A 25919-nucleotide genomic window follows, 5' to 3' on the forward strand; every position below is an offset into this window, starting at 1 on the left:
CCACGGGGAGAAGCGAAACGCCCCGGGGGAACCCCCCGACGCCATGAAAATTTGCCGTCGGGAAAAGAGAAAAGCCCCCGGAACCCCCACGACCCCCATTAGGAGTGGGCCTGCTCGCGATGGTTGGTCAGTTGACATTAATGAACCTGACACACCATCGCGAGCAGGCTCGCTCCTACAGGGTATCTATGTTGTGGCTTAGAGGGTGAAATCGCCCTCGGCAGCCAGCTCGCTCAGCGGACGGCGCGGGCTTGGTTCTTCGCGGGCTTGCAGATACTCGGCCAGGGTCGCTTTGTCACCCAGTTTGCCAATCGCGACGGCAGCGTGCAGTGCATAGCCCTCGGGAACGTTGAGCTCCTTGCGGGTCAGTTCCTGATCGAAACCGGCCATGCCGTGGGTGTGCCAGCCGCTGATGCTCGCTTGCAGGGCCAGGTGGCCCCAGGCCGAACCGGTGTCGAAGGTGTGCCACAGGGCCGGGGTTTCTTCGCTGGCGCCGGGCGCCGTAAAGGTAGTCTTCGAGATCACGATCACCAGGGCCGAGGCGTGTTGCGCCCAGCTGCGGTTGAACTCGTTCAGCAGGCCCAGGTAACGCTCCCAGTTCGGCGTGTCGCGACGCGCGTAAAGAAAGCGCCAGGGTTGCGAATTGTAGGCCGAAGGTGCCCAGCGTGCGGCTTCGAAGAAACTCAGCAGGGTTTCTTCGGGGATGGTTTCACCGGTGAAGGCGCGAGGTGACCAGCGGTCGGTGAATTGAGGGTGGATGGCGTAATCGGCAACGCGTGGGTTTGCACTCATCAAGAGATTCCTTGCTACGTTTGAAAGTGAGGGACGTCTGAAACCTGCGGGCACAGTTGAGCTGGGCGATAAGGTTCCTCGAGAGCCGTGGCGGATCACCGTAATGCAACGCGGTCGAGCGTTAATGGCAGGCAGGTCTGGCTCCTTGCGACTGGCAAAGCTACTTGTCGACGCAAAAACTGACAAGCCCCCGATCTACCGGCAGTCGCCAATGCTTGGCCCGCAGAGCTGCGGGCACTAGACTGGCGGCCTTTTCACCACCTGATGTTGATGCTTGAGCCATGGCCGCCAAAGTCGAACCGTTCTGGATACGCAAAACCCTCGATCAACTCGATCAAGAGGAGTGGGAATCGCTGTGCGACGGTTGCGGCCTGTGCTGTCTGCAAAAACTTGAAGATGAAGACGACAACAGCGTCTATTACACGCGTATCGCTTGCAAACTGCTGGACCTGAAAACCTGTCAGTGCAGCGATTACCCGAACCGTCGCGACTCGGTGCCGGACTGCATCCAGCTCACACCGGGCAAGGCCGACGAATTCAAATGGCTGCCGCCGACCTGCGGCTATCGCCTGGTCAGCGAGGGCAAGGATTTGCCGTTGTGGCATCACCTGGTATGCGGGGATCGCGATGCGGTGCATCACGAGCGCATTTCCCAGTCCGGGCGCATGCTCGCCGAAGGCAGCGTGGCCGAAGAGGATTGGGAAGACCATCTGATTTTCCGCGCGGGTTAAGTTTCAACAAGGAGTGTGTATGGCTGTGGGATGGCGGCGGGCGCTGGTCGTTGGGCTTCTGACCCTGAGCTCACCCGTGTGGGCGGCGAAGAAGGTCGATCTGGATTACCACGTGCGCCTGTTGCCACAAAGTGACCAGGCTGAAGTGCGCCTCACACTCGCGCAAGGATCGGCGGTGCGCAGCCTGGATTTCGACCTGGGCGACGGCAGTCATTACAGCGATTTCAAGGCCGACGGCCAGTGGCAGCTGACACCGGGTACACAGACCCGCGGTGTCTGGCACCCGGCCGCAGACAAGGCCAGCCTGACCTACCGTGTACGGATCAGCCACGGCCGCAAGAGCGGCAGCTTCGACACCCGCATGACCCCGACCTGGGCATTGCTGCGCGGTGACGATCTGGTGCCTGCGGCCAAACTCGATCAGCAGGACGGCATCGAACTGGTGTCACGCCTGGAATTCGAGCTGCCCAACGGCTGGAAAAGCGTCGAAACCGCCTGGCCGCGAATCGGCAAGAACAAGTTCCGCATCGATAACGTCTCCCGATTGTTCGACCGGCCTACCGGCTGGATGCTCGCCGGTCATCTTGGCAGCCGTCGCACCCGTCTGGGAGAAACCGAAGTCACTGTGGCCTCGCCCCAGGGGCAGGGCATGCGGCGTATGGATGTATTGACCCTGCTGACGTTTGTCTGGCCACAAGTACAAGCCGTGTTCCCTCGCCATCCCACCAAGCTGTTGATTGTCGGCGCCAGCGATCCGATGTGGCGCGGCAGTCTCGCCGCGCACGAGTCGATCTACTTGAACAGTCGCTTGCCACTGGTCAGCGAAAATGGCAGCAGTGCGCTGGTGCGAGAGTTGGCGCAGCTGTTCGGACGGATCAACGACGGTCAGCGCAGTGACTGGATCAGCGAAGGTTTTGCCGAGTACTACGCCATCGAACTGGTGCGCCGCGCCGGTGGCATGAGTGACGAGCGTTATCAGAGTTTGCAGGGGCGCTTGGCGAAGGACGGTCAGGCCGTCACCACCTTGCGCGGCGAGCAGATCAACCCGGCACAGATTTCAAAAGCGGTGGTGCTGTTGCAGGAGCTGGATCGCGAGATTCGCCTGAAGACCCGCAACAAGCGTTCACTGGATGATGTGCTGCGGGCAGCGATGCGGCTGGAAAGCGTGGATACCAAGGAGTTTGTCCAGCTTTCGGAAAGCGTTATTGGCGATTCTTCCAGGGTCCTTGATACCGAGTTGATTCAGTAATACCGCTATCGCGAGCAAGCTTTGCTCCCACAGGTTTTGTGTCGCTCACAAATCCTGTGGGAGCAAAGCTTGCTCGCGATGAGGCCATCAGCCCCAGTGAAATCCCGGGATCAGACCCCGGCTTTCGGCGACTTCAACGAATCATTACCCGTCACTGTCGCGGTTTTGGTCGCCGCCTCGGCATTGGCCTTCAATTGTTTCAAGTCTTCACTGGCTCGCTGGATTTTCGCCCGCACGTTATCCATGTCCTGGCGGCTTTTTTCCAGCAGGCTTTTCGCCGAGCTATGACCGGTGATGCCGCGGGCCAGGGCCACGCCGCCGATGGCCACCTGGATCAAGCCGAAGAGGCCGCCACGACGCAGGCCCTTGCCCACCATCACCACGCCACCGGCCAGGGAACCGATGCGCTCCCAACCTTGAACGTTGTGGTCGGTAGGGGTCTGGAACGGGGTGGATTCGATGCGTTCTACGCGTTTGAGTTCGCTCATGGTACGTCTCCAGGCGGGAAGGGCTGTTCGGTCATGGATAGTTAAGCTGACTGCCGCGACGGCCAGCTTGTTCCATCGGATGTTCGGCAACTCAGCGGAATTTCGGCCCCGAACGGGTATTGAGGCCCTTGGCCATGCGGTCGTACAGCACGACGTTGACCGTGGCGGCCAGGTTCATGCAGCCGGTGGTCGGGATGTAGACCACGTCTTCGCACCAGTCACGAATCTCTTTATCCAGTGAGCCGTCTTCCGGGCCGAAGATGTACAGCGCGCGGTCCGGGTGGGTGTATTCGGGCAACGGGCGGGCGCCGTCGACCAGCTCCACGGCGACCGGAACACAGTTCAGCGGCAGGATTTTCTTCAGGTCGTCGATGCCGATCAGCGGGATGTCGTAATGGACGCGCTTGGTATCGGTGACGAAATCGGCGGCGCGCTCATAGCGCTTGCCGGTGTAGAAAACCGATGCCACGCCATAGCAACCAGCGGCGCGCATCACCGAACCGACGTTCTCCGGTGATTTGGGGTTATACAAACCAATGCAGCTGTACCGTTTGTCTGCCACGAGCGGGGTGCCTTTCGGGAAAAAAGCGCGATTATACGGGGATTGGGGGAGGGGTGTTCAGTTTGAGATTGGTGGTGGCTGAGCCAACGCTTTCGCGAGCAGGCACGCTCCCACATGGAATATGTGGTGTACACAAAACCACTGTGGGAGCGAGCCTGCTCGCGAAGGGGCCAGTCGGGGCGCTGAAGATTATTCGTCTTTCTTCATCAATCCGGCCAATGCCGCAAACGGATTATGCGTCGCCTTGGCAATCTTCGGCGTGCTCAGCGAACCTTCACCGAAATACTGCTGGTCGGTATATCGCGAGTGTTCGTTATCGTGGCAGTACAGGCACAACAGCTCCCAGTTCGAACCGTCCTGCGGGTTGTTGTCGTGGTTGTGGTCGCGGTGGTGCACGGTCAGTTCGCTCAAGCGCTTGCCGGAAAACTCACGGGCGCAGCGGCCACACACGTGCGGGTACATTTTCAGGGCCTTGTCGCGGTAGCCCATTTCCTTGTCACGCTGGTTGTCGGCGAGGATGCGGTCCAGCTTCGAGGTGTTGGTTGGGGTGGACGAACTCATGGGTTCACCTTTGTAGAAAGACTAATGACGGTATAGGTGGAGTTTAGCTCAGCCCTTGAGCTTCTCGGCAATCCAGATGGTGTGGCGTGTGCCCTTGTTGCCGTGGGCGAAGACCTGCACTTCCTCGGCCTTGAATCCGGCTTTTTTCAGTTTGTCGGAAAACTGCCGGTCGGCGCTGGCTGACCACACCGCCAATACACCTTTGGGTCGCAGGGCCTTGGCGCAGGCGCTCAGGCCGCCGGCGGAGTAGAGCCAGCTGTTGGCCTTCTGGGTCAGGCCTTCGGGTCCGTTATCGACGTCGAGCATGATCGCATCGAAACCTTGTGGTTCGGCTTGCAGCACTTTGGCCACATCTTCCATGCGGATGACGGTGCGTGGGTCAAGCAACGGGTTTCCGGCCTTCTCGCCCAACGGCCCGCGATTCCATTCCACCACACCCGGCACCAGTTCGGCGACCACCACTTCAGCCGTCTTGCCCAGGTGCTTGAGCGCCGAGGCGAGGGTGAAGCCCATGCCCAGGCCACCGATCAACACCCGCGAATTCGGGCGCCCGGCGACCTTGCGGCAAGGGATCTCGGCCAGGGCGTCCTCGGAGCCGTGCATGCGTGTATTCATCAGTTGTCCGCCGTCACCGCCCTGGATCTTGATGACGAAATCTTCGCCGTACTCGAACAGGCACAGGGCACCGCCGTTCTCGGGAATAGGGGTGGTGTCGAGCAGGACGAAACGTTTCATGGGGCTCACTTGAGGAAAAAATGGCAGCAGAGGGGAAGGCAAACGGACGCCGTTGGGAGTAGCCTGCAAATGACAACAAGGCCAACGGAGCCATTGATGAAGCGCACCATTCTAACGGTCATTACCCTGGCCGCGCTTTCGATTACTGCAGTGCAGGCCCAGCAGATGCAAATCACGCCCGTCAGTCCAGCGCCGACGCCCGGTTCCCCTGGCACCGCAACGCCCACGCCCTACCCGCAAATCTCCCCCGCGCCGGTGCCCAAGGTCGGCCCCGGCAGCAGCGGTCCGCCGTTGGTCCCTATCGAGATGCCGAGCCCGCCGACCAAGGATCAGCCGGTGCCGGGGATCGAGCAGAATCCGCCGAAGGTCAAGTCGCCCGGCGGTTAAACCTGCTGCGCAAGCAGTTGCCCATCGGCCATGCGCAGGCGCTTGGACAGGGAAACGGCGAGGGCGCGGATGATCTTGGCGGCGATTTTCGGTGCATCGTTGAGCATCTTTTCCAGGGAATCCTTGCCCAGGTTGAGCAACTGACAGTTACTCGCCGCCACGCAACTGGCCGAGCGACGCTCTCCGTCGAGTACAGCCATTTCGCCGAACGAGCGGCCACTGCGCAACGTGGCAATGGTCACTTGCTGCCCATCGCTGGTGGTCTTTTGCACAGCCACCTGGCCGGTGTGAATGATGCACATGAAGCTGCCGGCATCGCCCTCATGGAAAATCTCTTCACCCTGGGCGATGGTGCTGATACTGAAATAGCCCGAGGCCGCGGCGAAGTCCACCGGCAGCAGCTGGTTGAACAGGCCGCAATCCATCAGCCAGTCGCGAATTTCGTTGTTCAAAAAGGTCGGTTCTGACATGTCGTGCGGTCTTTATTGTTGTGTCTGTTTTCCGGGTTTGACATTGCCCTGTAGGAGCAAAGCTTGCTCGCGATGGCGGCATGTCAGTCAACATTGATGTTGAATGTTGCGGCCTCATCGCGAGCAAGCTTTGCTCCCACGGGGGCAGTGTTGTTTTCGGCGTTGAGGTACGGATTTAAGACCGGCACGTCAGGCCGAGTTCCTCAGGCAACACCCAAAACCTTGAACAAAAATGCATATTCGAGCGCTACGTCACGCAATCCCTGGTATCGACCGCTCATCCCGCCGTGTCCGGCGCCCAGTTCGGTCTTGAGCAGCAGGGGATTGGTGTCGGTTTTGGTCGCGCGTAATTTGGCCACCCATTTGGCCGCTTCCCAATACTGGACGCGGCTGTCGTTATAGCCGGCAATCACCAGGGTCGCCGGATACGCCTGTGCGCAGACGTTTTCGTACGGGGCGTAGGCCTTGATCCGATCATAGACGTCCGGCTCCTGCGGGTTGCCCCACTCGTCGTATTCGGTGACGGTCAATGGCAGCTCCGGGTCGAGCATGGTGTTGAGCACATCGACGAACGGCACTTCGGCTATCGCGGCACCGAACAGTTCCGGCCGTTGATTGAGCACCGCCCCGATCAACAAGCCACCGGCACTGCCACCGCTGATTGCCAATTGTGGCGCGGTGGTGAACCCGTTGGCGATCAAGTGCTCGGCACAGGCGATGAAGTCGCTGAACGTGTTTTGCTTGTGCTCCTGCTTGCCGGCGCGATACCAGGCTTCACCCAGTTCACCACCACCGCGCACGTGGGCGATGGCAAACGCCATGCCGCGATCGAGCAGACTCAGGCGCGCGTGGGAGAACCACGGGTCGAGGCTTTCGCCATAGGCGCCGTAGCCGTACAAATAAAGGGGCGTCGGCTGGCCGAGTGCTTCGCGTTTGACGACAAGGCTGATGGGAATTTTCGTACCGTCGGGCGCTGTGGCCCACAGGCGCTGGCTGACGTAGGCATCGGCGTCGAACGGGCCGAGAACCGGGGTTTCCTTGAGCACTTTCTGCTCGCCATTGACCAGCTCCAGCTGGCGGATCTGCGCCGGACGGTTCAGGGCTTCGTAGCGCAGGCGAATCCGTTCGCTGACGAATTCCAGGCTGTTCTGCACATGCAGGCTATAAGCCGCGTCTGGCAGTTGCACCCGGTAGCTCGGCAAGTCCCGTGGGTAGACTTCAATGATCGGCAAGCCACCTTCACGCAGGCTCAAGGTCATGGCACCGGCATTCAGGCTCATGCCGTCGATCATCACCGAGTCGCTATGTGGAATCAGGTTTTGCCAGGTCGATTCGATGGGGGCTACGCCAGTATCGATTGCGGTGTACAGGGCGAAGTTAATGCCGTCGCGGTTGGTGCGGATGAACCAGGTCCATTGGCCGTCGAGCGCGCCGTGGTCGACGTCGTACTCATGGTCTTCGACCCGTGGCGCGATGCAGGTAAAGGCCTGCTGCGGCTGGTTGGCGTCCAGCACCCAGACTTCACTGGTGGTCTTGCTGCCCAGGGACAGCAGCAATTGCTGCTCGGAACTGGAGCGGTAGCAATGCATGAAAAAGCGACCGTCCGGCTCATGGAACACTTGTTCGGCCGCCGTGCCGTCCAGGCGATAGCGGAATAGCTTGTGCGGGCGATGGGTGTCGTCCAGCTCGCCGAAAAACAGGGTCAGGCTGTCATTGGCCCACGTCATGCTGCCGTCGCAGTCCTGGAACTCCAGTTCGCTGACGCGACCGTCGGACAATTCCTTCACGAACAGCGTGTAGATCTCATCGCCCGAGGAATCGATGCTGTAGGCCAGGCGCTGGTGGTCCGGGCTGATGCTGAATGCGCCGAGAGAGAAGAAGCCGCCGTTGGCCAACACGTTCGGGTCCAGCAGCAGTTGTTCCCGGCTTTCATCGAGGGTCAGGCTGTCGTCGACCGGGCGCGGGCAGCGGTAGTGCCGGGCGTATTCGTCACCCGCCGTGGTGCGGGTGTAATACAGGTACGGTCCCCAGGGGGAGGGCAGGGACAGGTCGGTTTCGAGAATCCGGCCCTTGATCTCCTCGAACAAGGTCTCACGCAACCCGGCCTGATCGGCGGTTTGTGTGTCTTGATAGCGGTTTTCAGCCTTCAGGTAGTCGAGCACCGCATCGGTGTCGCGTTCCTGCAGCCAGGCATACGGGTCAGTACCCTCGTCCCTGCGGGCGATCGGGGCGTCGGAAGCGTTGGCGGATAGGGGCATGAAGGACTCTCAATCAAAGTACGAAATAGGAGCTGCCACCTGTAGGAGCGAGCCTGCTCGCGAAGAGGCCAGCACATTCACTGTCAATGTTGACTGGCCCACCGCTTTCGCGAGCAGGCTCGCTCCCACATGGATTGCGCTTGGGGCAAGCCTGATGTGCGAAAAGCCGTTATCATAAGCGCCTCTTTGCCTGCCTTGCCATGGACACCATGACCGAGAACGACTATCTGATCGCTTGGGGCCTCTACGCCTTTGCCGCTTTGGGCTGCCTGTTGGTGTGGATGCGCATCACCCGCTGGATGTGGCGTTGGCTGCGCGAGCCGCTGCGGTTGCTGGTAGCGGTGCTGCTCTTCAGCCCGACCATTATTGACCCGGTGAAGGAAAAGGTCGCCCCGGCCATTGCCATTACCGCCCTGGACCTGTTGTTCAAGGTCGGCAACAACGCGTGGCGGGCGATTTCCGACCTCTTCATGTACGGCATGATCGCTTTCGGCATTTACCTGGTGTTCGTGGTGATCCGCTTCCCGATCGAACGCGCCTCCAGGGCGCGCAAGGAGCAGGCTGCCGCTGCCAAAGCCGCGGCCCTCGCCGATGAGCCGGAAGAGGTGCATCCGTTCGGGGGGGCAGGGGATGATCGTTATGGTCGTCCACCGGTGCCAAGCAACCCCCAGCGTATGCGGGTCGAACCGCGTTTGTAACTTTTGCCCCTGGCTTGAAGCGAGAGTCCGAGCATGTGTGAGTTATTGGGCATGAGCGCCAATGTCCCAACCGATATCGTGTTCAGCTTCACCGGGCTGATGCAGCGCGGCGGGCGCACCGGTCCGCACCGGGATGGTTGGGGCATCGCTTTTTACGAAGGCCGGGGTTTGCGCTTGTTCCAGGACCCGGCGGCGAGTTGCGAGTCGGAAGTCGCGAACCTGGTGCAGCGCTACCCGATCAAGAGCGAAGTGGTGATCGGGCACATTCGCCAGGCCAACGTCGGCAAGGTCTGTTTGTCCAACACCCATCCGTTCGTCCGTGAGTTGTGGGGCCGCAACTGGTGTTTTGCCCATAACGGCCAGTTGGCGGACTTCCAGCCCACTGCCAGCTTCTACCGTCCCGTGGGCGATACCGACAGCGAAGCGGCGTTCTGCGACTTGCTCAATCGCGTACGTGCCGCGTTCCCCGAGCCGGTCGAGGTCGAAGACCTGTTGCCGGACCTGGTGGCCGCCTGCGCCGAGTACCGCAGCAAAGGCGTGTTCAATTGCCTGCTCAGCGACGGCGACTGGCTGTTCTGCTATTGCTCGACCAAGCTGGCGCAAATCACCCGTCGCGCACCCTTCGGCCCGGCGCGCTTGAAAGATGTCGATGTGATCGTCGATTTCCAGGCCGAAACCACGCCCAACGACGTGGTTACGGTCATCGCCACCGAACCCTTGACCGAAAATGAAACCTGGACCCGCTACGAACCGGGCCAATGGAGCCTGTGGCGACGCGGTGAATGCGTCAGCCAGGGCGTGACCGAATAAGGATCTGCTCCCCATGTTGCTCAGTTATCTACGGCTGGTGTTGTTCGCGGCGGGCCTGTTGATCGGTGTCCAGGTGCCGGGGTTCATCAACGATTACGCGAAGCGGGTCGAAGCGCATCTGATTGAAGCGCAGGCCGGCTTGAGTGGTTTTCAAGGCACGGCCAATCAGTTCTTCAAGGGTGATATGCAGGCACTCGTGGCCCATTACCGCGCCAGCGAAGACCCGATCTTTCGCAGTGACGCCGACAGCCTGAGCAACCTGCTGACCCGTCAGCTGGCGCTGGACAAGCAGTTCCAGGCGATGCAGGGCCCGTGGTACATCCGTTTCCTGCAAGTGGTGCTGGCGGCCGATCCGGACATTCGCCAGGAAACCTGGAATGGCTACAGCTACCAGATCCTGTTGACGCCGCAAGCGATGATCTGGGGCATGAGCGGCGCGTTACTGTTGTCGTTTGGCCTGGAATGCCTGTTCCGCCTGATCGACTGGGTCGTGCTCGGCGGCAAGCGCCTGCGCCAGAGCCGGCCGATCGAAGAGCGGGATTTGCGCGGGCTGTAAGAACACCCTTTGTAGGAGCTGGCTTGCCAGCGAAGGCGGTGTGTCAGGCACGCCGCATCGCCTGGTTCGCTGGCAAGCCAGCTCCTACAGGGGCGTCAACGATTCAGTACGATGTAGTTTTCGCCAACTCTGCGCGCATATTCCTCCAGCACCTGCTGGCACAACGCAACAATCTCCTCGACCCACTCCACGCCCACTCGCCACGACACCACCACCTGCAAATTCGGCGGACGTTGATCGATGGCCAGCAAGGTCAATTCCCCGCGCGCCAGTTCCTCGGCCACCAGTACCGGTGGCAAGGCGCCGATGCCGAAACCATCGCGCAACAACCGGGTAATCGCCGACACCGAATTCACGCAGTTCAGCCTTGGCGCCATGACGCCGTTGGCCTGCATCAGGGCAAGCACTTCCTGATGCGGATGGGAGTTTTTCGAGTAGGTGATGATCCGCTCATTGGCCAGATCGGCGACGCCTGAAAACTCACGGTTGTACAGCGAGTTGCTGGCGACGATCCAGCCCATGGGATGGCTGGCCAGTTCCAGGCTGCGCACGCTTTCCTGGCGCAACAGATCGGTTTGCAGGATGACGTCGAGAAAGCCCTTTTGCAGCTGATCGCAGAGATTGAGCGACGTATCGGCCACCAATTCGATTTCCACCAAGGGGTAGTGATCGGTCATCTGCGCCACCAACGGGCTGAGCCAGGTGTGGATCACCGTGTCCATCACCCCGATGCGCACACGCCCGGCCTTGCTGGAACGGGTTTCGATCGACTGCTTGAGCGCTTGCATGGTGTCCATCATCTGCTCGGCGTAGTCGAGCACTTTCAGGCCTTCCGGCGTCAGGCTCACCCCCCGCGAATCGCGCAGGAACAGCTTCACGCCGAGCTCGCCTTCGAGCACGGCGATGCGGCTGGAAATCGACGCCTGGGTGGTGAAGAGCTTGTCGGCGGTCAGGCGGAAACTCTTGAGCCGGGCGACCCAGACGAAGGTCTCGAGAAACTTCAGGTTCATGGGATAAAGATTTCTTATGTCTAAGGCGGGTTTTTATTAGTTGGACGCGGCAGGTCGGTGCGCCCAAGAATCAGGCCATCCGGTTCCCACGATAGGCGTCGTCGGGGCTCAGAACAATACCAATAAAATCAGCGCGGAGATTTGCCATGAGTGCGCCCGACACCCCCTTGATTGCGAAAGCCACGGCTCGCCCGGGGCCTTTCGACTGGTATCGCAACATCAATCAGCAGGAACGCCGCACCTTCTGGAGCTGCAAGATCGGCTATGGCCTGGACGGCATGGACACCCAGATGCTCAGTTTCGTGGTGCCGACCCTGATTGCCATGTGGGGCATCACCACCGGCCAGGCCGGGCTGATTCACACCAGTACGCTGATCGCTTCGGCCATCGGTGGCTGGGTGGCGGGCATTCTCTCCGATCGCATCGGTCGCGTACGCACCTTGCAGCTGACGGTGCTGTGGTTTGCCTTCTTCACCTTCGTCTGCGGTTTTGCCCAAAGCTACGAGCAACTGTTGGTGGCGCGCACCCTGATGGGCTTCGGTTTCGGTGGCGAATGGACGGCCGGTGCGGTGCTGATCGGCGAAGTCATTCGCGCCCAGGACCGCGGCAAGGCTGTGGGCATGGTGCAGTCCGGCTGGGCGTTGGGTTGGGGGCTGACCGCGATTCTGTATGCGCTGCTGTTCTCGGTCCTGCCACCGGAAGACGCGTGGCGCGCGCTGTTCATTCTCGGCATCGTGCCGGCGATTTTCGTGATTTTTGTTCGCCGCCTGGTAAAAGATCCGGAAATCTATCGCGAAGCCAAAGCCAAGGAGGCTCCGAGTAACCCCTCGAAGTTCTACGAGATTTTTGCCCCCGGCATGCTGTTCACCACGATTCGCGCTTCGTTGCTGACCACCGGTGCGCTGGGCGGCTACTACGCGATCACGTCGTGGTTGCCAACCTTTCTGAAGAACGAGCGCGGTTTGAGCGTACTCAATACTAGCGGTTATCTGGCGATGGTGATCGTCGGTTCCTACGTCGGTTACGTCATCAGCGCCTACCTGACGGACATTCTCGGCCGGAAAAAGAACTTCATCCTGTTCGCGGTCGGTTCGTTCACCATTGTCTTGCTGTACACCCAACTGCCGGTCAGCAACGGCGTGATGCTGTGGCTGGGCTTTCCGCTGGGCTTCTTCGCTTCGGGGATTTTCAGCGGCATGGGCGCGTTCCTGACCGAGTTGTTCCCGACGCGCATTCGCGGTTCCGGTCAGGGTTTTTGCTACAACATCGGCCGGGCGCTGGCGGCGTTGTTTCCGCTGCTGATCGGCCTGCTCAGCCAGACCGTGCCGCTGAGCGTGGGTATCGGTGCCTTTGCGGCGGTGTCCTACGGCGTGGTAATCCTTGCGGCCCTGAGCCTGCCGGAAACCCGCGGCAAGCAACTCGACGCGCAGTAACTGATAATCTGCGGGCATGTCTTACAGATATGTCCCGCAGCTAAAAAGAATAAAACCTACAGGAGTGTTCATCGTGAGCCGCCTGCTATTGAACTGCGACATCGGCGAGAGTTTCGGTAACTGGACCATGGGTCTGGACGCGGAAGTCATGCCCTTCATTGATTGCGCCAACATCGCCTGCGGATTCCATGCCGGCGACCCGAGCATCATGCGCAAAACCGTCAGCCTGGCGCTCAGCCACGGCGTGCAGATTGGCGCTCATCCGGCCTATCAGGACCTGGTGGGGTTCGGCCGCCGCTCCATGGCCTATGCCACCCAGGAACTCCAGGACATCCTGCATTACCAGATCGGCGCCCTCGACGGCATCTGCCGGGCCCAGGGCGGCCGGGTCAGTTACGTCAAGCCCCATGGCGCCATGTACAACGACATGATGGCCAACCCGGCACAGCTGCGTGCGGTGCTGCAGGCCGTGGCCACTTATGACCGCAGCTTGCCGTTGATGTTGATGGCCACCCGGGACAACGGCGCCGCGCAGCAGATGGGCGATGAGTACGGCGTGACCCTGTGGTTCGAAGCCTTCGCCGACCGTGCCTACGACAGCGCCGGCATGTTGGTGTCGCGAAGCTTGCCGGGAGCGGTGCATCACGACCCGGAGAAAATCATCGAGCAGGCATTGATTATCGCCCGTGGCGATCCGCTCACCGCCAGCGACGGCAGTGCCTTGCATTTGCAGGCCAACACCCTTTGCGTGCACGGCGACAACGCCAGTTCGGTCGCCGCCGTGCAACGCATCCGCCAAGCCTTGAATGAGCAGAGCGTGTCATGAAACTGCGGGTGGAAGTGGTTGCGCTCGATTGCCTGATGGTACGTCTGTTCGATGAAATCGCCGAAGCCAACATGCCCTGGATGCTGGCGGCCAGCGAAAACCTGCGGGCGGCGTTCGGCGGGCACCTGATCGATCTGGTGCCGTCCTACACGACGTTAATGGTGCATTACGACCTGACCGCGTTGAGTCCGGCCCAGGCACGGGAATTGATCGCCGAAGCGTTCATCGACCTGTCGCCCAACGCGCGGACCGGCGCTACCCGTCACGTGCTGCCGGTGTGGTACGACTTGAGCGTCGGCCCGGAGTTGCGTCTGTTGTCGCAGCGCAGCGGACTGGCGGTGGAGGAGGTGATCCGTCGTCACAGTGAGCGTGAATATCAGGTGTTCGCCCTGGGCTTCGCACCGGGGTTCGCCTTCATGGGGCTGGTGGACGAGGTGCTTGCCGCGCCGCGTCTGAACACACCCCGCAAGAAAGTCGCCGCCGGCAGTGTCGGCATCGCCGAACGGCAGACGGCAGCCTATCCGGTGGTGTCACCGGGCGGCTGGAACCTGATCGGTCGTACGCCAGCCAAATTATTCGACCGCAACCGCGACGGCTACAGCCTGATGCAACCGGGTGACACCGTACGCTTCGAGGCAGTCGACCATGCCGAATTCATCAACCTGGGCGGTGACGACACGCCACTGGAGGCCCAGGCATGAGCCGTTTGACGATTGAAGCCAGTACGCCGCTGTGCCTATTGCAGGACGCCGGGCGTTTCGGCGTGCGACATCTGGGCGTGACCCAGGGTGGAGGGCTGGATTGGCGGTCGATGTCCTGGGCCAACTGGCTGCTGGATAACCACCTTGATGCGGCGGTGATCGAAATCACCCTCGGCGGGTTTACGGTGGTGGCGCAAGACGATTGCCTGCTGGCGCTGGCCGGAGCGGATCTGGGGGCGCAGGTGGATGGCGAGCCACTCAAGCCCTGGCGCAGTTTCAGGTTGAATAAAGGTCAGCGGTTGCAATTCACCCAGCCGTTGCTCGGCGCTCGCGCATATTTGGCTGCGCCGGGTGGCTTCGATGCGCCGAAGGTGTTGGGCAGCCGTGCGACGGTGGTTCGTGAAGAGCTTGGCGGTCTGGATGGAATGGGCCGTGCGCTGAGCAAAGGCGCGTGCTTGAGCTATTCGGGAAATTCGGTGATGTTGCTGCGCGAATTATCGCCAGAACAGCGACCGGACCTGAGCCTCGATGCACCTTTGGACCTGGTGCTCGGTGCACAAATCGGTGAGTTCAGCGGACAGAGCCTGTTCGACGCGTTCAACAGTGTGTGGAGCCTCGACAGCCGGGCTGACCGGATGGGCATTCGCTTGTTGGGCACGTCGTTGCAGTACCAGGGGAAACCGATGATTTCCGAAGGCATCCCGCTGGGTGCGGTGCAGGTGCCACCGGACGGACAGCCGATTGTGTTGCTCAATGATCGGCAGACCATTGGCGGGTATCCTCGGTTGGGGGCGTTGACGCCGTTGGCGCTGGCCAGGCTGGCGCAGTGCCTGCCGGGGGCGCAGGTGCGGTTGCGGCCGGTGGTGCAGGAGATTGCGCATCGTGAACAGGTCGAGTATTTGCGCCGGTTTTTGAGCCGCTAAAAGCATCGCGGGCAAGCCTTGCTCCCACAGGTTATGTGTGAAACCTGTGGGAGCAAGCGATGCGGCGTCCCGACTTGCCCGCGATGGCGTCAGTCCAGACAATCGAGATTATTTGGAAAGAAACCGCATCCCCTCTTCAAGCCCCCGCAACGTCAGCGGATACATCTGGTCCTCGATCAAATCCCGAACAATATTGGTCGACGAGGTGTAGCCCCAGGTGTCTTTCGGATACGGATTGATCCAGATGAGCTTCTTGTACTTCTCCCTGAAACGCTGCATCCACACGTAACCGGCTTCTTCGTTCCAGTGCTCGACACTGCCACCGGCCTGGGTGATTTCGTAGGGCGCCATGGCGGCGTCACCGATGAAGATCACTTTATAGTCGGCGCCGTACTTGTGCAGCAGGTCCATGGTCGAGGTGCGCTCGGACGTACGGCGCATGTTGTTCTTCCATACCGACTCATAGATGAAGTTGTGGAAGTAGAAGTACTCCAGGTGCTTGAACTCGGTCTTGCAAGCCGAAAACAGTTCTTCGCAGATCTTCACGTGGGCGTCCATCGAGCCGCCAATGTCGAACAACAGCAACAACTTGACCGTGTTGCGCCGCTCGGGGCGCATCTGGATGTTCAGCAACCCGGCATCTTTAGCGGTGTGGTCGATGGTGCCATCGATGTCCAGTTCTTCCGCCGCACCCTGGCGGGCGAACTTGCGCAGGCGGCGCAGGGCGACCTTGATGTTGCGCGTGCCCAGTTCCACAGAGTCATCGAGGTTCTTGTACTCGCGCTGGTCCCAGACTTTGGCGGCCCGGCCCTGGCGCTTGCCGGCGTCGCCGACCCGGATGCCTTCCGGGTTGAAACCACCGGAACCGAACGGGCTGGTGCCACCGGTGCCGATCCACTTGTTGCCACCGGCATGGCGTTCCTTCTGTTCTTCCAGGCGTTTCTTGAACTCTTCGATCAGTTTGTCCAGACCACCGAGGGACTGGATAGCGGCCCTTTCTTCGTCGGTCAGGGAGCGTTCGAACTCCTTGCGCAGCCAATCTTCGGGGATCAGTGCCTGCAAGTGGTCGTCGAGTTTTTCCAGACCGTTGAAGTAGGCACTGAAGGCCCGGTCGAACTTGTCGAAATGCCGTTCGTCCTTCACCAGGATCGCCCGGGACAAGTAATAGAACTCGTCCATGTCGGCAAAGGTCACGCGCTGTTTCAGCGCGTTGATCAGGTCCAGCAGCTCGCGCACCGAGACGGGTACCTTGGCGGCGCGCATTTCATTGAACAGATTGAGCAGCATGGCGTTGGCCCTTGGTTAGCGGTGCTTAGCGAGAGCCGCGACGGCTCATGAACGCCAGACGCTCAAGCAGTTGCACGTCCTGTTCGTTTTTCACCAAGGCGCCGGCCAGTGGCGGGATGGCCTTGGTCGGATCGCGTTCGCGCAGCACCGCTTCGCCAATGTTGTCGGCCATCAGCAGTTTCAGCCAATCCACCAGTTCGGAGGTCGAGGGTTTCTTCTTCAGGCCCGGCACCTTGCGCACGTCGAAGAACACGTCCAGCGCTTCGCTGACCAGGTCTTTCTTGATGTCCGGGTAGTGCACGTCGACGATCCGCTGCATCGTGCTGCGATCAGGGAAGGCGATGTAGTGGAAGAAGCAGCGGCGCAGGAAGGCGTCCGGCAGCTCTTTTTCGTTGTTGGAGGTAATGATGATGATCGGGCGCTTTTTCGCCTTGATGGTCTCGTCGATCTCGTAGACGTAGAACTCCATCTTGTCGAGTTCTTGCAACAGGTCGTTGGGGAACTCGATGTCGGCCTTGTCGATTTCGTCGATCAGCAGGATCACTCGCTCTTCGGACTCGAAAGCCTCCCAGAGCTTGCCCTTCTTCAGATAGTTGCGAACGTCGTGAACCTTTTCCGTGCCGAGCTGCGAGTCACGCAGACGGCTGACCGCGTCGTACTCGTAGAGGCCTTGATGGGCCTTGGTGGTGGACTTGATGTGCCAGGTGATCAGCTTGGCGCCAAAGGATTCGGCCAGTTGCTCGGCGAGCATGGTCTTGCCGGTGCCCGGTTCACCCTTGACCAGCAGTGGTCGCTCCAGGGTGATGGCGGCGTTGACCGCCAGCTTCAGGTCATCGGTGGCGACGTAGGCCTGGGTGCCTTCGAACTTCATCTGCAAATCCTCGAACGGTAATGCCGACCTGTGTGAGGCAGGGCGGTGCGCAATAAATGGTCAAGCCCGACTATAACTCGGTGTCCGGTCGACTGTGAACGCAGAAGGCTTATTCAGTCTCTGAATGGAGCGTCACATCTTGACTCAGTCTCGGCGGTGGGCCAGCATTGAGCTATCGCCATTTTGGCGATAGCTTGCGATACATGTCTACTAAATACCGATTTCGAGATACGTACCGCATTCAGTTGCGTGAAAAGGACCATCCGCCACCCCACGTCCACCTGACCGGTGGCGGGCTGGATGTCATGCTGAGCCTGGAGACCGTCGAGGTGATGATGGGCAAGGCACCGCCACTGATTATCACGGAAGCGCTGGAATGGATCAGGGCTAATCAAGTTCAATTGCTGGAGGATTGGAAACGATGTTACCCATGAAACGACCACGGCTGTCGGCGGTGCGGGTGCTGGAGGATTACCGTCTGGCGCTGACGTTCATCGACGGTCAACAATTGTCCCTCGATTTGAGCCGTGACCTGCAGGCTTTTCCGGGGTTGCAACCTTTGCTGGGGAGCGCTTTCGACGGTGCCGTGCTGGGCGATGACGGATGGTGTGTGGAATGGCCTGAGCAGGATATCCAGATGGGTGCCGACACCTTGTATCTGGATGCGCTTGCGCAAAACGCATCGGACGAAAACACGCGGATTTTCATCGACTGGCGCGCTCGCACCGGATTGCCGCTCAATCAGGCCGCTGAGGCATTGGGGGTGAGTACTCGAAGTATCAGCCGCTACAGCAGTGGGCGAGAAGCCGTGCCGCGTTCGTTGGCCCTGGCCTGTCTTGGCTGGGACTTCCTGCAACAGCAATCAAAGTCGTTAAGGGCAGCCGAAGAGAATGGCCGCTATACCGTTACGCGCAAAAGTTAACCGGCATCCGGTTTCGGCCGTTCATAGCGGGCATTGAATGCCTCGATGAATCCATTGCGCAAAATCTGCAAAAACGCCTGGAACGCGCTGATATCTTGCCGGTGAACGCTGCCGCTCAGTTCGACGCGGGTAGCAAACTGGTTCTTGCCCTGGTTTTTCAACACGGTTTCAGAGCCGCCGACGATGGCTTCCCAAATGGAACGGAAAATCCCCTTGTCCTTGTTTTCCACATCCTGCTGCCAATTGAAAACGTCGACATCCCTCAGCAACGGTTTGATGTAGCCGGTCAATTTGGCTTTTTTGGCCTGCGCTTCGATGACTACATCGCCATGGCCGGCATTGAAATCGAACTTGCCGTAGGCCGAAGCGAAGTCGTTCAGACGCTTGAGCTCGATGTCTTTGGCCCGCAGACGAAATTCGAAGTCTTCAAAGTTGCTCAGTGGGTCGAAGGTCGCGGTGGTTTCCAGCGGCGCATGCCCCAGTAGCAGCGCCTTGCCTTCGAAACGGGCATCGCGCTTGCCTTTGGTGTCGACCACGTTGGTCAGGTTGTAAATGCTGGCGTCGACCTTCGTGGCGTTCATGTTCACGGGAGGTTTGGAGTTGAAATTGCGAAAGCTGATCTTGCCGTCATCGATCCGCACTTCGTTCAAGGTAATCGGCAGCAATTTTCCCAACTGGGCGCGCCAGTCTGTGCCTTGACCGGTCTGGGAATTCTGTTTGTTGGCGCCGCCGTCGACGAAATTCACTTCAGGCTTGATGAACTGTACTTGGGCCACCACGGCGTGGTCGTACCAGAGGGAATGCCAGCTGACGGAGAGGTCGATCAACGGCGCATTGACGAACGGCACTGGCACCTTGCCGTCGACCTTGACGATTTTCAGGCCGTTAATTTTGTAGGCGCCACGCCACAGGGCCAGGTCCACGTCGGTGATCTGGCCGCGGTAATCACCCATGTCCGCCAGTTTGTCATTGAGGTAGTCGCGCACCATGTAGGGCAGGGCGAAGTGCAGGGCAATCAGCAGCACAACGAGGCCGGCGAAGGCCCAAAGTGGCCAGCTGTATCGACGTTTCATGATGGCAATTCTCTGGCGATCTAAAGCCATTGACTGCGGCGATAACCGGACGTTCGACCTGACTGGACGCACAGGGGCAACAGGCATACCTTTGTGCGCTTATTGAATGCTGTATCAAGGACCCAGCCATGAGCCGTATTTTCGCTGACAACGCCCACTCCATCGGTAATACGCCGCTGGTGCAGATCAACCGTATCGCGCCGCGCGGTGTGACCATCCTGGCCAAGATCGAAGGGCGCAACCCTGGTTATTCGGTCAAGTGCCGGATTGGCGCGAACATGATCTGGGACGCCGAAAGCACTGGCAAACTCAAGCCTGGCATGACCATCGTCGAGCCGACCTCCGGCAATACCGGCATTGGCCTGGCCTTCGTGGCGGCGGCGCGGGGCTACAAATTGATGCTGACCATGCCTTCATCCATGAGTATCGAGCGTCGAAAAGTGTTGAAAGCGCTGGGGGCGGAACTGGTGCTGACCGAACCGGCCAAGGGCATGAAGGGCGCGATCGAGAAAGCGGCTGAAATCGTTGCCAGCGATGCATCCCGGTACTTCATGCCAGCGCAGTTCGATAATCCGGCCAACCCTGCCATCCATGAAAAAACCACCGGCCCCGAGATCTGGAACGACACCGATGGTGCTGTTGATGTCCTTGTGTCCGGTGTCGGAACCGGTGGAACCATCACCGGCGTTTCACGGTATATCAAGAATACCCAGGGCAAGCCGATCATCTCCGTGGCGGTGGAGCCAGCGGTGTCGCCGGTGATCACCCAGGCGCTGGCCGGTGAGGAAATCAAGCCGAGCCCGCACAAGATCCAGGGGATCGGTGCCGGTTTTGTGCCGAAGAACCTGGACCTGTCGATCGTCGACCGGGTGGAATTGGTCAGCGACGAGGAATCCAAGGCCATGGCCCTGCGATTGATGCAGGAAGAAGGGATTCTGTGCGGTATTTCCTGCGGCGCGGCGATGGCGGTGGCGGTAAGGTTGGCCGAAACCCCGGAAATGCAGGGCAAGACGATCGTGGTGATCCTGCCGGATTCCGGCGAGCGTTACCTGTCGAGCATGTTGTTCAGTGATCTGTTTACCGAGCAGGAGAACCAGCAGTAACGTTTTGCCGATAGGGCACGGGTTTCCTTCGCTGATGGTTGGCTGACTCAGGTCAGCCAGCATTCAGGAGATGTGTGTTAAGAAGTACTTTATTGCGCAATCCATAATACTGAATGTTTAAACAGGCGGGTTTTTCCCGAAGTGGGTAGTGTTTATCATGATGGCTGCCACGTCGGGGTAATGGCGTTGCGCAGAGTGTCTCTATACCAAGGAGTTGTTGATGACCTTTTCCTTTGCCGCGAAGGCGTCGGTGTTGCTGCTGTTTCTCGGCAGTACGCTCTATGTGCATTTACGTGGCAAGGCGCGTTTGCCGGTACTGCGTCAATTCGTCAACCATTCGGCGCTGTTCGCACCCTATAACGCGTTGATGTACCTGTTCTCCGGCGTGCCTTCCAAACCTTATCTCGACCGCAGTAAATTCCCTGAACTGGACGTGCTCAAGGACAATTGGGAAGTCATTCGCGACGAAGCCATGCACCTGTTCGATGAGGGTTACATTCGCGCCGCCGAGAAGAACAACGATGCTGGATTCGGCTCGTTTTTCAAGAAGGGGTGGAAACGTTTCTACCTCAAGTGGTACGACAAACCGTTGCCCTCGGCCGAACTCCTGTGCCCGAAAACCGTGGCACTGGTCAGCGGCATACCCAACGTCAAAGGCGCCATGTTCGCGCTGCTGCCGGGCGGAAGCCACCTCAACCCGCACCGCGACCCATTCGCCGGCTCGCTGCGTTATCACCTGGGCCTGTCGACACCCAACTCCGACGACTGCCGCATCTTTGTCGACGGTCAGGTTTACGCCTGGCGTGACGGTGAAGACGTGATGTTCGATGAAACCTACGTGCACTGGGTCAAGAACGAAACCGACAAGACCCGGGTCATCCTGTTTTGCGACATCGAACGACCGCTGAGCAACCGCCTGATGACCCGCATCAACCGCTGGATCAGCGGCCTGCTGGGCCGCGCTACTGCACCGCAGAACCTCGATGACGAACGCGTTGGCGGGATCAATCAGGCTTATGCATGGAGCAAGAACTCCAGCGACAAGTTCAGCGGCGTGGTCAAGCAGTGGAAGCGTCGTAATCCCAAGGCCTACCGAGTGTTGCGACCGGTGCTGGCGGTGGTCGTGCTGACGTTGCTGGGCTATTGGCTATTTGGTTAATCCCCCTGTAGGAGCGAGCCCGCTCGCGATGGTCTCATGGGCACCGCGTTGATCCAGGATGGGCGCGTTATCGTTTACGTCCATCGCGAGCGGGCTCGCTCCTACAGAGATAGTTCAAATTATTGCAATCCATGTCGAGCGCTGGTTATAGTCGGCGCACAGCGAGTTCCCGAACCCGCTTTTTCATCCTTCTAAAAAAGATCAGCCCATGCCTGCATCCCTCATCAACGCGGTAGTCGATTCAGCGGTCAACGCTGGCGTCGTGCCGTGCGGGAATCAGCAGCCTGTGCAGATCAGTCATTACCCTCCACCTGTCAGTAGCACGCCGGTGTACGCAGTCGTATCACCACCGGGCGTTGGCGTTTGGGGCTGATCAGCGTTTCTCTGCTGACGCCCTGCACCCGCCTGAAAAAAACTACTGAATTTCAGCTTCGGCTGAATTGGCTCTTTGCCTGACTACAGGTGGTACTCATGTTTGTCCTTTCTCAAAAGTCCGCGCTCGCGGCGGCTTCCACGAGCCTGTTCGTCCTGCTGTGGAGCAGCGGGGCGATCTTCTCCAAATGGGGGCTGGCCCATGCGGCGCCCTTTGCCTTTCTGTTGGTGCGCTTTGTCATCGCCCTGTGCGGTTTGCTGTTGCTGGTGCCGTTGCTCAAGCTGAAGCTGCCCAAAGGTGGAAAGCCGATGCTGTACGCGATGGCCACCGGGATGGTGCTGTTGGGGGCTTACCAGATTTTCTATTTGCTGGCCCTCGACCTGAAAGTCACGCCGGGCGTGATGGCAACGATCATGGGCGTGCAGCCGATTCTTACGGTGGTGATCATGGAGCGTCAGCGATCAGCCAGCCGGATGTTTGGTCTGTCGCTCGGTCTGGCCGGGTTGATCATGGTGGTTTATCAGGGCATCGGCCTGGCCGGCATGTCGTTGGCCGGGATGCTCTTTGGTTTGCTGGCGCTGGCGAGCATGACGTTCGGCTCCATCATGCAGAAACGCATCACCGACAATCCCCTCGGCACACTGCCGGTGCAATACCTCGCGGGATTATTGCTCTGCGGGATCTTCGTGCCGTTCCAGCCGTTTCACTTCGAGCACAACAGCGGTTTTATCGTGCCGGTGTTGTGGATGGGGCTGGTAGTGTCGGTACTGGCGACACTGTTGCTGTACCGCTTGATCGCCCGAGGCAACCTGGTGAATGTCACCAGTCTGTTTTACCTGGTGCCGGCGGTGACGGCAGTAATGGACTACCTGTTTTTCGGTAATCGACTGGCGACGTTGAGCATGCTGGGCATGCTGTTGATCATCGTTGGCCTGGTGTTCGTGTTCCGTAAAACCGCGTAGCCACCGCTTTCGCTGGCAAGCCAGCTCCTACAAGGGCCACGAAATCCCTTGTAGGAGCTGGCTCGCCAGCGAAGGCGCCATCAGCAACTCCGCAAAACTATCGGGCTGATACTTCAGCCCGCTTCACCACCGCTGGCTTCAACACCAACCACAACGCCGCGGCAATCAACACCCCACCATAAATGTGCGCCATCGACAGCGGCTCATCGAGAAACATCGCCCCCCACAACACCCCGAACAGCGGAATCAGGAAGGTCGTAGTCATCGATTTCACCGGGCCAATCGAGCTCAGCAGCCGGAAGTAAATAATGTAGGCAAACGCCGTGCAACCCAGCCCCAGGCCCAGTAACGACAGCCAAACGTTCCAGCCGCCCCAGCTCGCCGGTGGCTGGCTGATCACGCTGTAACCGAACAACGGCAACAGGAACAACGTCGCGCCGAGCATGCTGCCCAGTGCCGACAAACGGCTGTCCAAACCACCGGCCTGATCGAGCCAGCGCCGGGCCAGGAATCCGGCAAAACCGTAGCATGTGGTAGCGAGCAGGCAGGCGACAGCCCCCATCAACAACCCGAGATCGAACGCCACCGGGCCCGCGCGGGTCAGCACGCCGACCCCGAACAGCCCGAGAAAAACTCCGCCGAGCTTCGCGGCGGTGAGTCTTTCATGGAAAAACAGCCCGCCGATCAGCACGCCCATCAGCGGCGTGGTGGCGTTGAAAATCGACGAGTAACCGGCGGGCAGCACCTGTGCTGCAACGGAGTACAAGGTCGCCGGGATGCCGGAGTTGATCACCCCGAGCAGCATCACGGTCTTGAGTTTGCCTTTGAAATCCCAGCTGATGCGCATCAGGCCAAGAATCACCAGCAACCCGGCGGTGGCAATCGATACGCGGAAAAAAGCGGTAGGGATGCTGCCAATCACCGGGGCGATAATGCGCATGAACAGAAAACTCGCACCCCAAATGGCCGCCAGTGACAGTAAACGGAAAATATCGACGGGGTTCACATTGCGTTCCTTCCTTGAGGGAGGGGCGAAAGTGTTGCTGAGTGCGTGATCGATGGCAACCGAAAACCGGGCGTTTAATTCGCCGGAAAATTACGCTTCTCCTGCACCCGCTTCACTGGCTAAGCTCAAGGCTCACAAATTCCCGCAGAGGTCTCACTATGCCGCAGCATTGGCCAGCCGCCGACATCGCCCGATTGATCCTCGATGGCTTTGACGATTACCGCGAGCATTTCCGCCAGATCACTGACGGCGCCCGGGCGCGCTTCGAGCAGGCACTGTGGCAGGAGACGCAGGTCGCCTCGGCGGCACGGATCAACCTCTATGAAGAAAAGGTCAGTGAAACGGTCGAGCGGCTGCGCATCGCATTCGACAGCGACACGCTGGATGTCAGCTGTTGGCCACTGGTCAAAAACGCCTACATCAGCCTGATCGACCTGCGTTTCGACGATGAACTGTCAGAGACCTGGTACAACTCGATTTTCTGCGGGCTGTTCAGCCATGACCTGATCAGCGACGGCTGCATGTTCATCCACACCACCCGGCCGAGCCTGCGGCGGGCCCGGGCCGCGCAAACCCGCACCTACAAACCCCAAGGCCAATTGTCGGGCATGCTGGTGAGCATCTTTGCCGACTACCGCTTCAGTGAGGAATACGCCGACCTGCCCGGTGACCTGCGCCGCCTCGAAGCGCAACTGCGCGAGAACCTGCCGGACTGGGTGTGCAAGGACCCGGATTTGAGCGTCGAGCTGTTTTCCTCGGTGCTCTACCGCAACAAGGGCGCGTATCTGGTGGGGCGTATCTACACCGCCGATGAGCAATGGCCGCTGGCGATCCCGCTGCTGCACCGCGAAGGTCGCGGCATTCAGATCGATGCGCTGATCACCGACGAAGCTGACGTATCGATTATTTTCTCCTTCACCCGTTCATATTTCATGGTGGATGTGCCGGTGCCGGCGGAGTTCATCGGCTTTCTCAGGCGCATCCTGCCGGGCAAGCACATCGCCGAGCTGTACACCTCGATCGGTTTCTACAAACACGGCAAGTCCGAGTTCTACCGGGCGCTGATCAATCACCTGGCCAATACCGACGATCAGTTCATCATGGCACCGGGCGTGCGCGGCATGGTGATGACTGTGTTCACCCTGCCGGGGTTCAACACCGTATTCAAAATCATCAAGGACCGTTTTTCGCCGTCGAAAAACGTCGACCGCGCCACCGTGATCGAAAAGTACCGGCTGGTGAAAAGCGTCGATCGCGTAGGGCGCATGGCCGATACCCAGGAGTTCGCCGACTTCCGTTTCCCGCTGAGCAAATTCGATCCGGCCTGCCTGGAGGAACTGCTGGAAGTCGCGCCGTCCACGGTGTCGGTCGAAGGTGACACCGTGCTGATCCGCCACTGCTGGACCGAACGGCGGATGACACCATTGAACCTGTACCTGGAAAATGCCAGCGAGGCGCAGGTTCGCGAGGCGTTGGAAGATTACGGTCTGGCGATCAAGCAACTGGCGGCGGCGAACATTTTTCCCGGCGACATGCTGCTGAAGAATTTTGGTGTCACCCGTCACGGTCGTGTGGTGTTCTACGACTACGACGAGATCTGCTTCCTCACCGAAGCCAACTTCCGTCACATTCCGGCACCACGTACACCCGAGGATGAAATGGCCTCGGAGCCGTGGTACTCGATCGGACCGCTGGACGTGTTCCCCGAAGAGTTTCCGCCGTTCCTGTTTGCCGATGCCGGGCAGCGCCGGTTGTTCGATCAGTTGCATGGCGAGTTGTACAACGCCGATTACTGGAAAAGCCTGCAAGAGGCGATTCGGGCCGGCAAGGTGATCGATGTGTTCCCGTATCGGCGTAAAGGGCTCGATAACGAATAACTCGTTTACGAACCACCACAGGGCACTGGAAATCCAAAATGTTGCAACACTCATTTACACCACCAAATCTGCGACAATCGCGCCCTTGCGCCACTA

General features: G+C 59.7%; 29 protein-coding genes. 17 read left to right on the forward strand and 12 right to left on the reverse strand.

From position 1 onward, the window contains the following. Window positions 1-198 precede the first annotated feature (198 nt). The gene (locus GPL81_RS18105; RefSeq protein WP_096512977.1) at window positions 199-792 is read right to left on the reverse strand and encodes a nitroreductase family protein; all 594 of its coding nucleotides are present in this window, start codon (window positions 790-792) and stop codon (window positions 199-201) included. Between the two features lie 281 nt (window positions 793-1073). Here GPL81_RS18105 and GPL81_RS18110 point away from each other — a divergent pair, with 281 nt between their 5' ends. Continuing rightward, window positions 1074-1523, forward strand: coding sequence for a YcgN family cysteine cluster protein (locus GPL81_RS18110; protein WP_160107822.1), 450 nt, complete (start codon window positions 1074-1076; stop codon window positions 1521-1523). A gap of 19 nt (window positions 1524-1542) precedes the next feature. Further along, complete coding sequence (locus GPL81_RS18115) at window positions 1543-2772, forward strand: hypothetical protein (RefSeq protein WP_160107823.1); 1230 nt, start codon at window positions 1543-1545, stop codon at window positions 2770-2772. A gap of 110 nt (window positions 2773-2882) precedes the next feature. Here GPL81_RS18115 and GPL81_RS18120 read toward each other — a convergent pair whose 3' ends face one another. From GPL81_RS18120 to GPL81_RS18135, 4 genes are all read right to left on the reverse strand, one after another. Then, window positions 2883-3260 carry a YgaP family membrane protein gene (locus GPL81_RS18120; RefSeq protein ID WP_096512975.1) on the reverse strand — a complete coding sequence of 126 codons (378 nt, stop codon included), beginning with the start codon at window positions 3258-3260 and terminating at the stop codon, window positions 2883-2885. A 91-nt stretch (window positions 3261-3351) separates the two neighbouring features. Continuing rightward, window positions 3352-3822 carry an RNA methyltransferase gene (locus GPL81_RS18125; protein ID WP_046816778.1) on the reverse strand — a complete coding sequence of 157 codons (471 nt, stop codon included), beginning with the start codon at window positions 3820-3822 and terminating at the stop codon, window positions 3352-3354. Between the two features lie 189 nt (window positions 3823-4011). Then, complete coding sequence (locus tag GPL81_RS18130; protein ID WP_110966870.1) at window positions 4012-4383, reverse strand: YajD family HNH nuclease; 372 nt, start codon at window positions 4381-4383, stop codon at window positions 4012-4014. A 48-nt stretch (window positions 4384-4431) separates the two neighbouring features. Further along, complete coding sequence (locus GPL81_RS18135) at window positions 4432-5118, reverse strand: spermidine synthase (protein WP_007898703.1); 687 nt, start codon at window positions 5116-5118, stop codon at window positions 4432-4434. Between the two features lie 96 nt (window positions 5119-5214). Between GPL81_RS18135 and GPL81_RS18140 the strand changes: the two genes are divergently transcribed. Then, the gene (locus GPL81_RS18140; RefSeq protein WP_160107824.1) at window positions 5215-5505 is read left to right on the forward strand and encodes a hypothetical protein; all 291 of its coding nucleotides are present in this window, start codon (window positions 5215-5217) and stop codon (window positions 5503-5505) included. On the opposite strand, the gene GPL81_RS18145 is transcribed toward GPL81_RS18140, so the two are convergent. Together GPL81_RS18145 and GPL81_RS18150 are read right to left on the reverse strand one after the other, a co-directional pair. After that, the gene (locus GPL81_RS18145; protein ID WP_160107825.1) at window positions 5502-5975 is read right to left on the reverse strand and encodes a cyclic nucleotide-binding domain-containing protein; all 474 of its coding nucleotides are present in this window, start codon (window positions 5973-5975) and stop codon (window positions 5502-5504) included. The two genes, GPL81_RS18140 and GPL81_RS18145, sit on opposite strands and share 4 nt — an antisense overlap. 203 nt (window positions 5976-6178) lie before the next feature. After that, the gene (locus tag GPL81_RS18150) at window positions 6179-8233 is read right to left on the reverse strand and encodes a S9 family peptidase (protein WP_160107826.1); all 2055 of its coding nucleotides are present in this window, start codon (window positions 8231-8233) and stop codon (window positions 6179-6181) included. A 200-nt stretch (window positions 8234-8433) separates the two neighbouring features. Between GPL81_RS18150 and GPL81_RS18155 the strand changes: the two genes are divergently transcribed. The 3 genes from GPL81_RS18155 to GPL81_RS18165 are packed head-to-tail and all read left to right on the forward strand — an operon-like array spanning window position 8434 to window position 10297. Then, window positions 8434-8931 (forward strand): MFS transporter, encoded by a 498-nt coding sequence (locus tag GPL81_RS18155; protein ID WP_096512971.1) that lies wholly within the window; start codon window positions 8434-8436, stop codon window positions 8929-8931. A gap of 33 nt (window positions 8932-8964) precedes the next feature. Beyond that, window positions 8965-9741 (forward strand): class II glutamine amidotransferase, encoded by a 777-nt coding sequence (locus GPL81_RS18160; RefSeq protein ID WP_160107827.1) that lies wholly within the window; start codon window positions 8965-8967, stop codon window positions 9739-9741. A gap of 13 nt (window positions 9742-9754) precedes the next feature. Beyond that, a complete protein-coding gene (locus GPL81_RS18165) occupies window positions 9755-10297 on the forward strand; it encodes a DUF2937 family protein (RefSeq protein WP_096512969.1) in 543 nt (180 codons plus the stop codon). A gap of 95 nt (window positions 10298-10392) precedes the next feature. Here the strand turns inward: GPL81_RS18165 and GPL81_RS18170 are convergent, their stop codons facing one another. Further along, window positions 10393-11307 (reverse strand): LysR family transcriptional regulator, encoded by a 915-nt coding sequence (locus GPL81_RS18170; RefSeq protein WP_160107828.1) that lies wholly within the window; start codon window positions 11305-11307, stop codon window positions 10393-10395. A 146-nt stretch (window positions 11308-11453) separates the two neighbouring features. Here GPL81_RS18170 and GPL81_RS18175 point away from each other — a divergent pair, with 146 nt between their 5' ends. The 4 genes from GPL81_RS18175 (at window position 11454) to GPL81_RS18190 (ending at window position 15190) form a co-directional block, all read left to right on the forward strand. Then, entirely contained in the window at window positions 11454-12740 is a 1287-nt protein-coding gene (locus GPL81_RS18175; RefSeq protein WP_160107829.1) for an MFS transporter, read from the forward strand. A 73-nt stretch (window positions 12741-12813) separates the two neighbouring features. Next, window positions 12814-13566 carry a 5-oxoprolinase subunit PxpA gene (locus GPL81_RS18180; protein ID WP_160107830.1) on the forward strand — a complete coding sequence of 251 codons (753 nt, stop codon included), beginning with the start codon at window positions 12814-12816 and terminating at the stop codon, window positions 13564-13566. Beyond that, complete coding sequence (gene pxpB, locus GPL81_RS18185) at window positions 13563-14267, forward strand: 5-oxoprolinase subunit PxpB (RefSeq protein ID WP_160107831.1); 705 nt, start codon at window positions 13563-13565, stop codon at window positions 14265-14267. The genes GPL81_RS18180 and pxpB overlap by 4 nt, the downstream gene beginning before the upstream one ends. Further along, window positions 14264-15190: a 5-oxoprolinase subunit C family protein gene (locus tag GPL81_RS18190; RefSeq protein WP_160107832.1), complete on the forward strand. Its 927-nt coding sequence runs from the start codon at window positions 14264-14266 to the stop codon at window positions 15188-15190. The genes pxpB and GPL81_RS18190 overlap by 4 nt, the downstream gene beginning before the upstream one ends. 108 nt (window positions 15191-15298) lie before the next feature. Here GPL81_RS18190 and GPL81_RS18195 read toward each other — a convergent pair whose 3' ends face one another. Together GPL81_RS18195 and GPL81_RS18200 are read right to left on the reverse strand one after the other, a co-directional pair. Next, window positions 15299-16477 (reverse strand): vWA domain-containing protein, encoded by a 1179-nt coding sequence (locus GPL81_RS18195; protein ID WP_160107833.1) that lies wholly within the window; start codon window positions 16475-16477, stop codon window positions 15299-15301. Between the two features lie 25 nt (window positions 16478-16502). Then, a complete protein-coding gene (locus GPL81_RS18200; protein WP_096512962.1) occupies window positions 16503-17348 on the reverse strand; it encodes an AAA family ATPase in 846 nt (281 codons plus the stop codon). A gap of 203 nt (window positions 17349-17551) precedes the next feature. On the opposite strand from GPL81_RS18200, the gene GPL81_RS18205 reads away from it, so the two are divergent. Together GPL81_RS18205 and GPL81_RS18210 are read left to right on the forward strand one after the other, a co-directional pair. Continuing rightward, complete coding sequence (locus GPL81_RS18205) at window positions 17552-17782, forward strand: DUF4160 domain-containing protein (protein ID WP_178122610.1); 231 nt, start codon at window positions 17552-17554, stop codon at window positions 17780-17782. Next, entirely contained in the window at window positions 17770-18270 is a 501-nt protein-coding gene (locus tag GPL81_RS18210) for a DUF2442 domain-containing protein (protein ID WP_160107835.1), read from the forward strand. The genes GPL81_RS18205 and GPL81_RS18210 overlap by 13 nt, the downstream gene beginning before the upstream one ends. Here the strand turns inward: GPL81_RS18210 and GPL81_RS18215 are convergent. Then, window positions 18267-19343: a DUF748 domain-containing protein gene (locus tag GPL81_RS18215; protein WP_160107836.1), complete on the reverse strand. Its 1077-nt coding sequence runs from the start codon at window positions 19341-19343 to the stop codon at window positions 18267-18269. The genes GPL81_RS18210 and GPL81_RS18215 overlap by 4 nt on opposite strands. 128 nt (window positions 19344-19471) lie before the next feature. On the opposite strand from GPL81_RS18215, the gene cysK reads away from it, so the two are divergent. The 4 genes from cysK (at window position 19472) to GPL81_RS18230 (ending at window position 22940) form a co-directional block, all read left to right on the forward strand. Then, window positions 19472-20446, forward strand: a complete 975-nt coding sequence (gene cysK / locus GPL81_RS18220; protein ID WP_160107837.1) for a cysteine synthase A — start codon at window positions 19472-19474, stop codon at window positions 20444-20446. Between the two features lie 220 nt (window positions 20447-20666). Continuing rightward, on the forward strand, window positions 20667-21605 hold the full coding sequence (locus GPL81_RS18225) for an aspartyl/asparaginyl beta-hydroxylase domain-containing protein (RefSeq protein WP_096512957.1): 939 nt from the start codon (window positions 20667-20669) through the stop codon (window positions 21603-21605). A 208-nt stretch (window positions 21606-21813) separates the two neighbouring features. Next, window positions 21814-21978, forward strand: coding sequence for a hypothetical protein (locus tag GPL81_RS31120; protein WP_178122609.1), 165 nt, complete (start codon window positions 21814-21816; stop codon window positions 21976-21978). A gap of 98 nt (window positions 21979-22076) precedes the next feature. Next, on the forward strand, window positions 22077-22940 hold the full coding sequence (locus GPL81_RS18230) for a DMT family transporter (protein WP_160107838.1): 864 nt from the start codon (window positions 22077-22079) through the stop codon (window positions 22938-22940). Window positions 22941-23037: 97 nt separating this feature from the next. Here GPL81_RS18230 and GPL81_RS18235 read toward each other — a convergent pair whose 3' ends face one another. Further along, window positions 23038-23946, reverse strand: a complete 909-nt coding sequence (locus tag GPL81_RS18235; protein ID WP_160107839.1) for a DMT family transporter — start codon at window positions 23944-23946, stop codon at window positions 23038-23040. Window positions 23947-24104: 158 nt separating this feature from the next. On the opposite strand from GPL81_RS18235, the gene aceK reads away from it, so the two are divergent. Beyond that, window positions 24105-25823, forward strand: coding sequence for a bifunctional isocitrate dehydrogenase kinase/phosphatase (gene aceK, locus GPL81_RS18240; protein ID WP_160107840.1), 1719 nt, complete (start codon window positions 24105-24107; stop codon window positions 25821-25823). The last annotated feature ends 96 nt before the right edge of the window (window positions 25824-25919 follow it).

Source organism: Pseudomonas izuensis, assembly GCF_009861505.1.
GTDB classification, from domain to species: Bacteria; Pseudomonadota; Gammaproteobacteria; order Pseudomonadales; family Pseudomonadaceae; genus Aquipseudomonas; species Aquipseudomonas izuensis.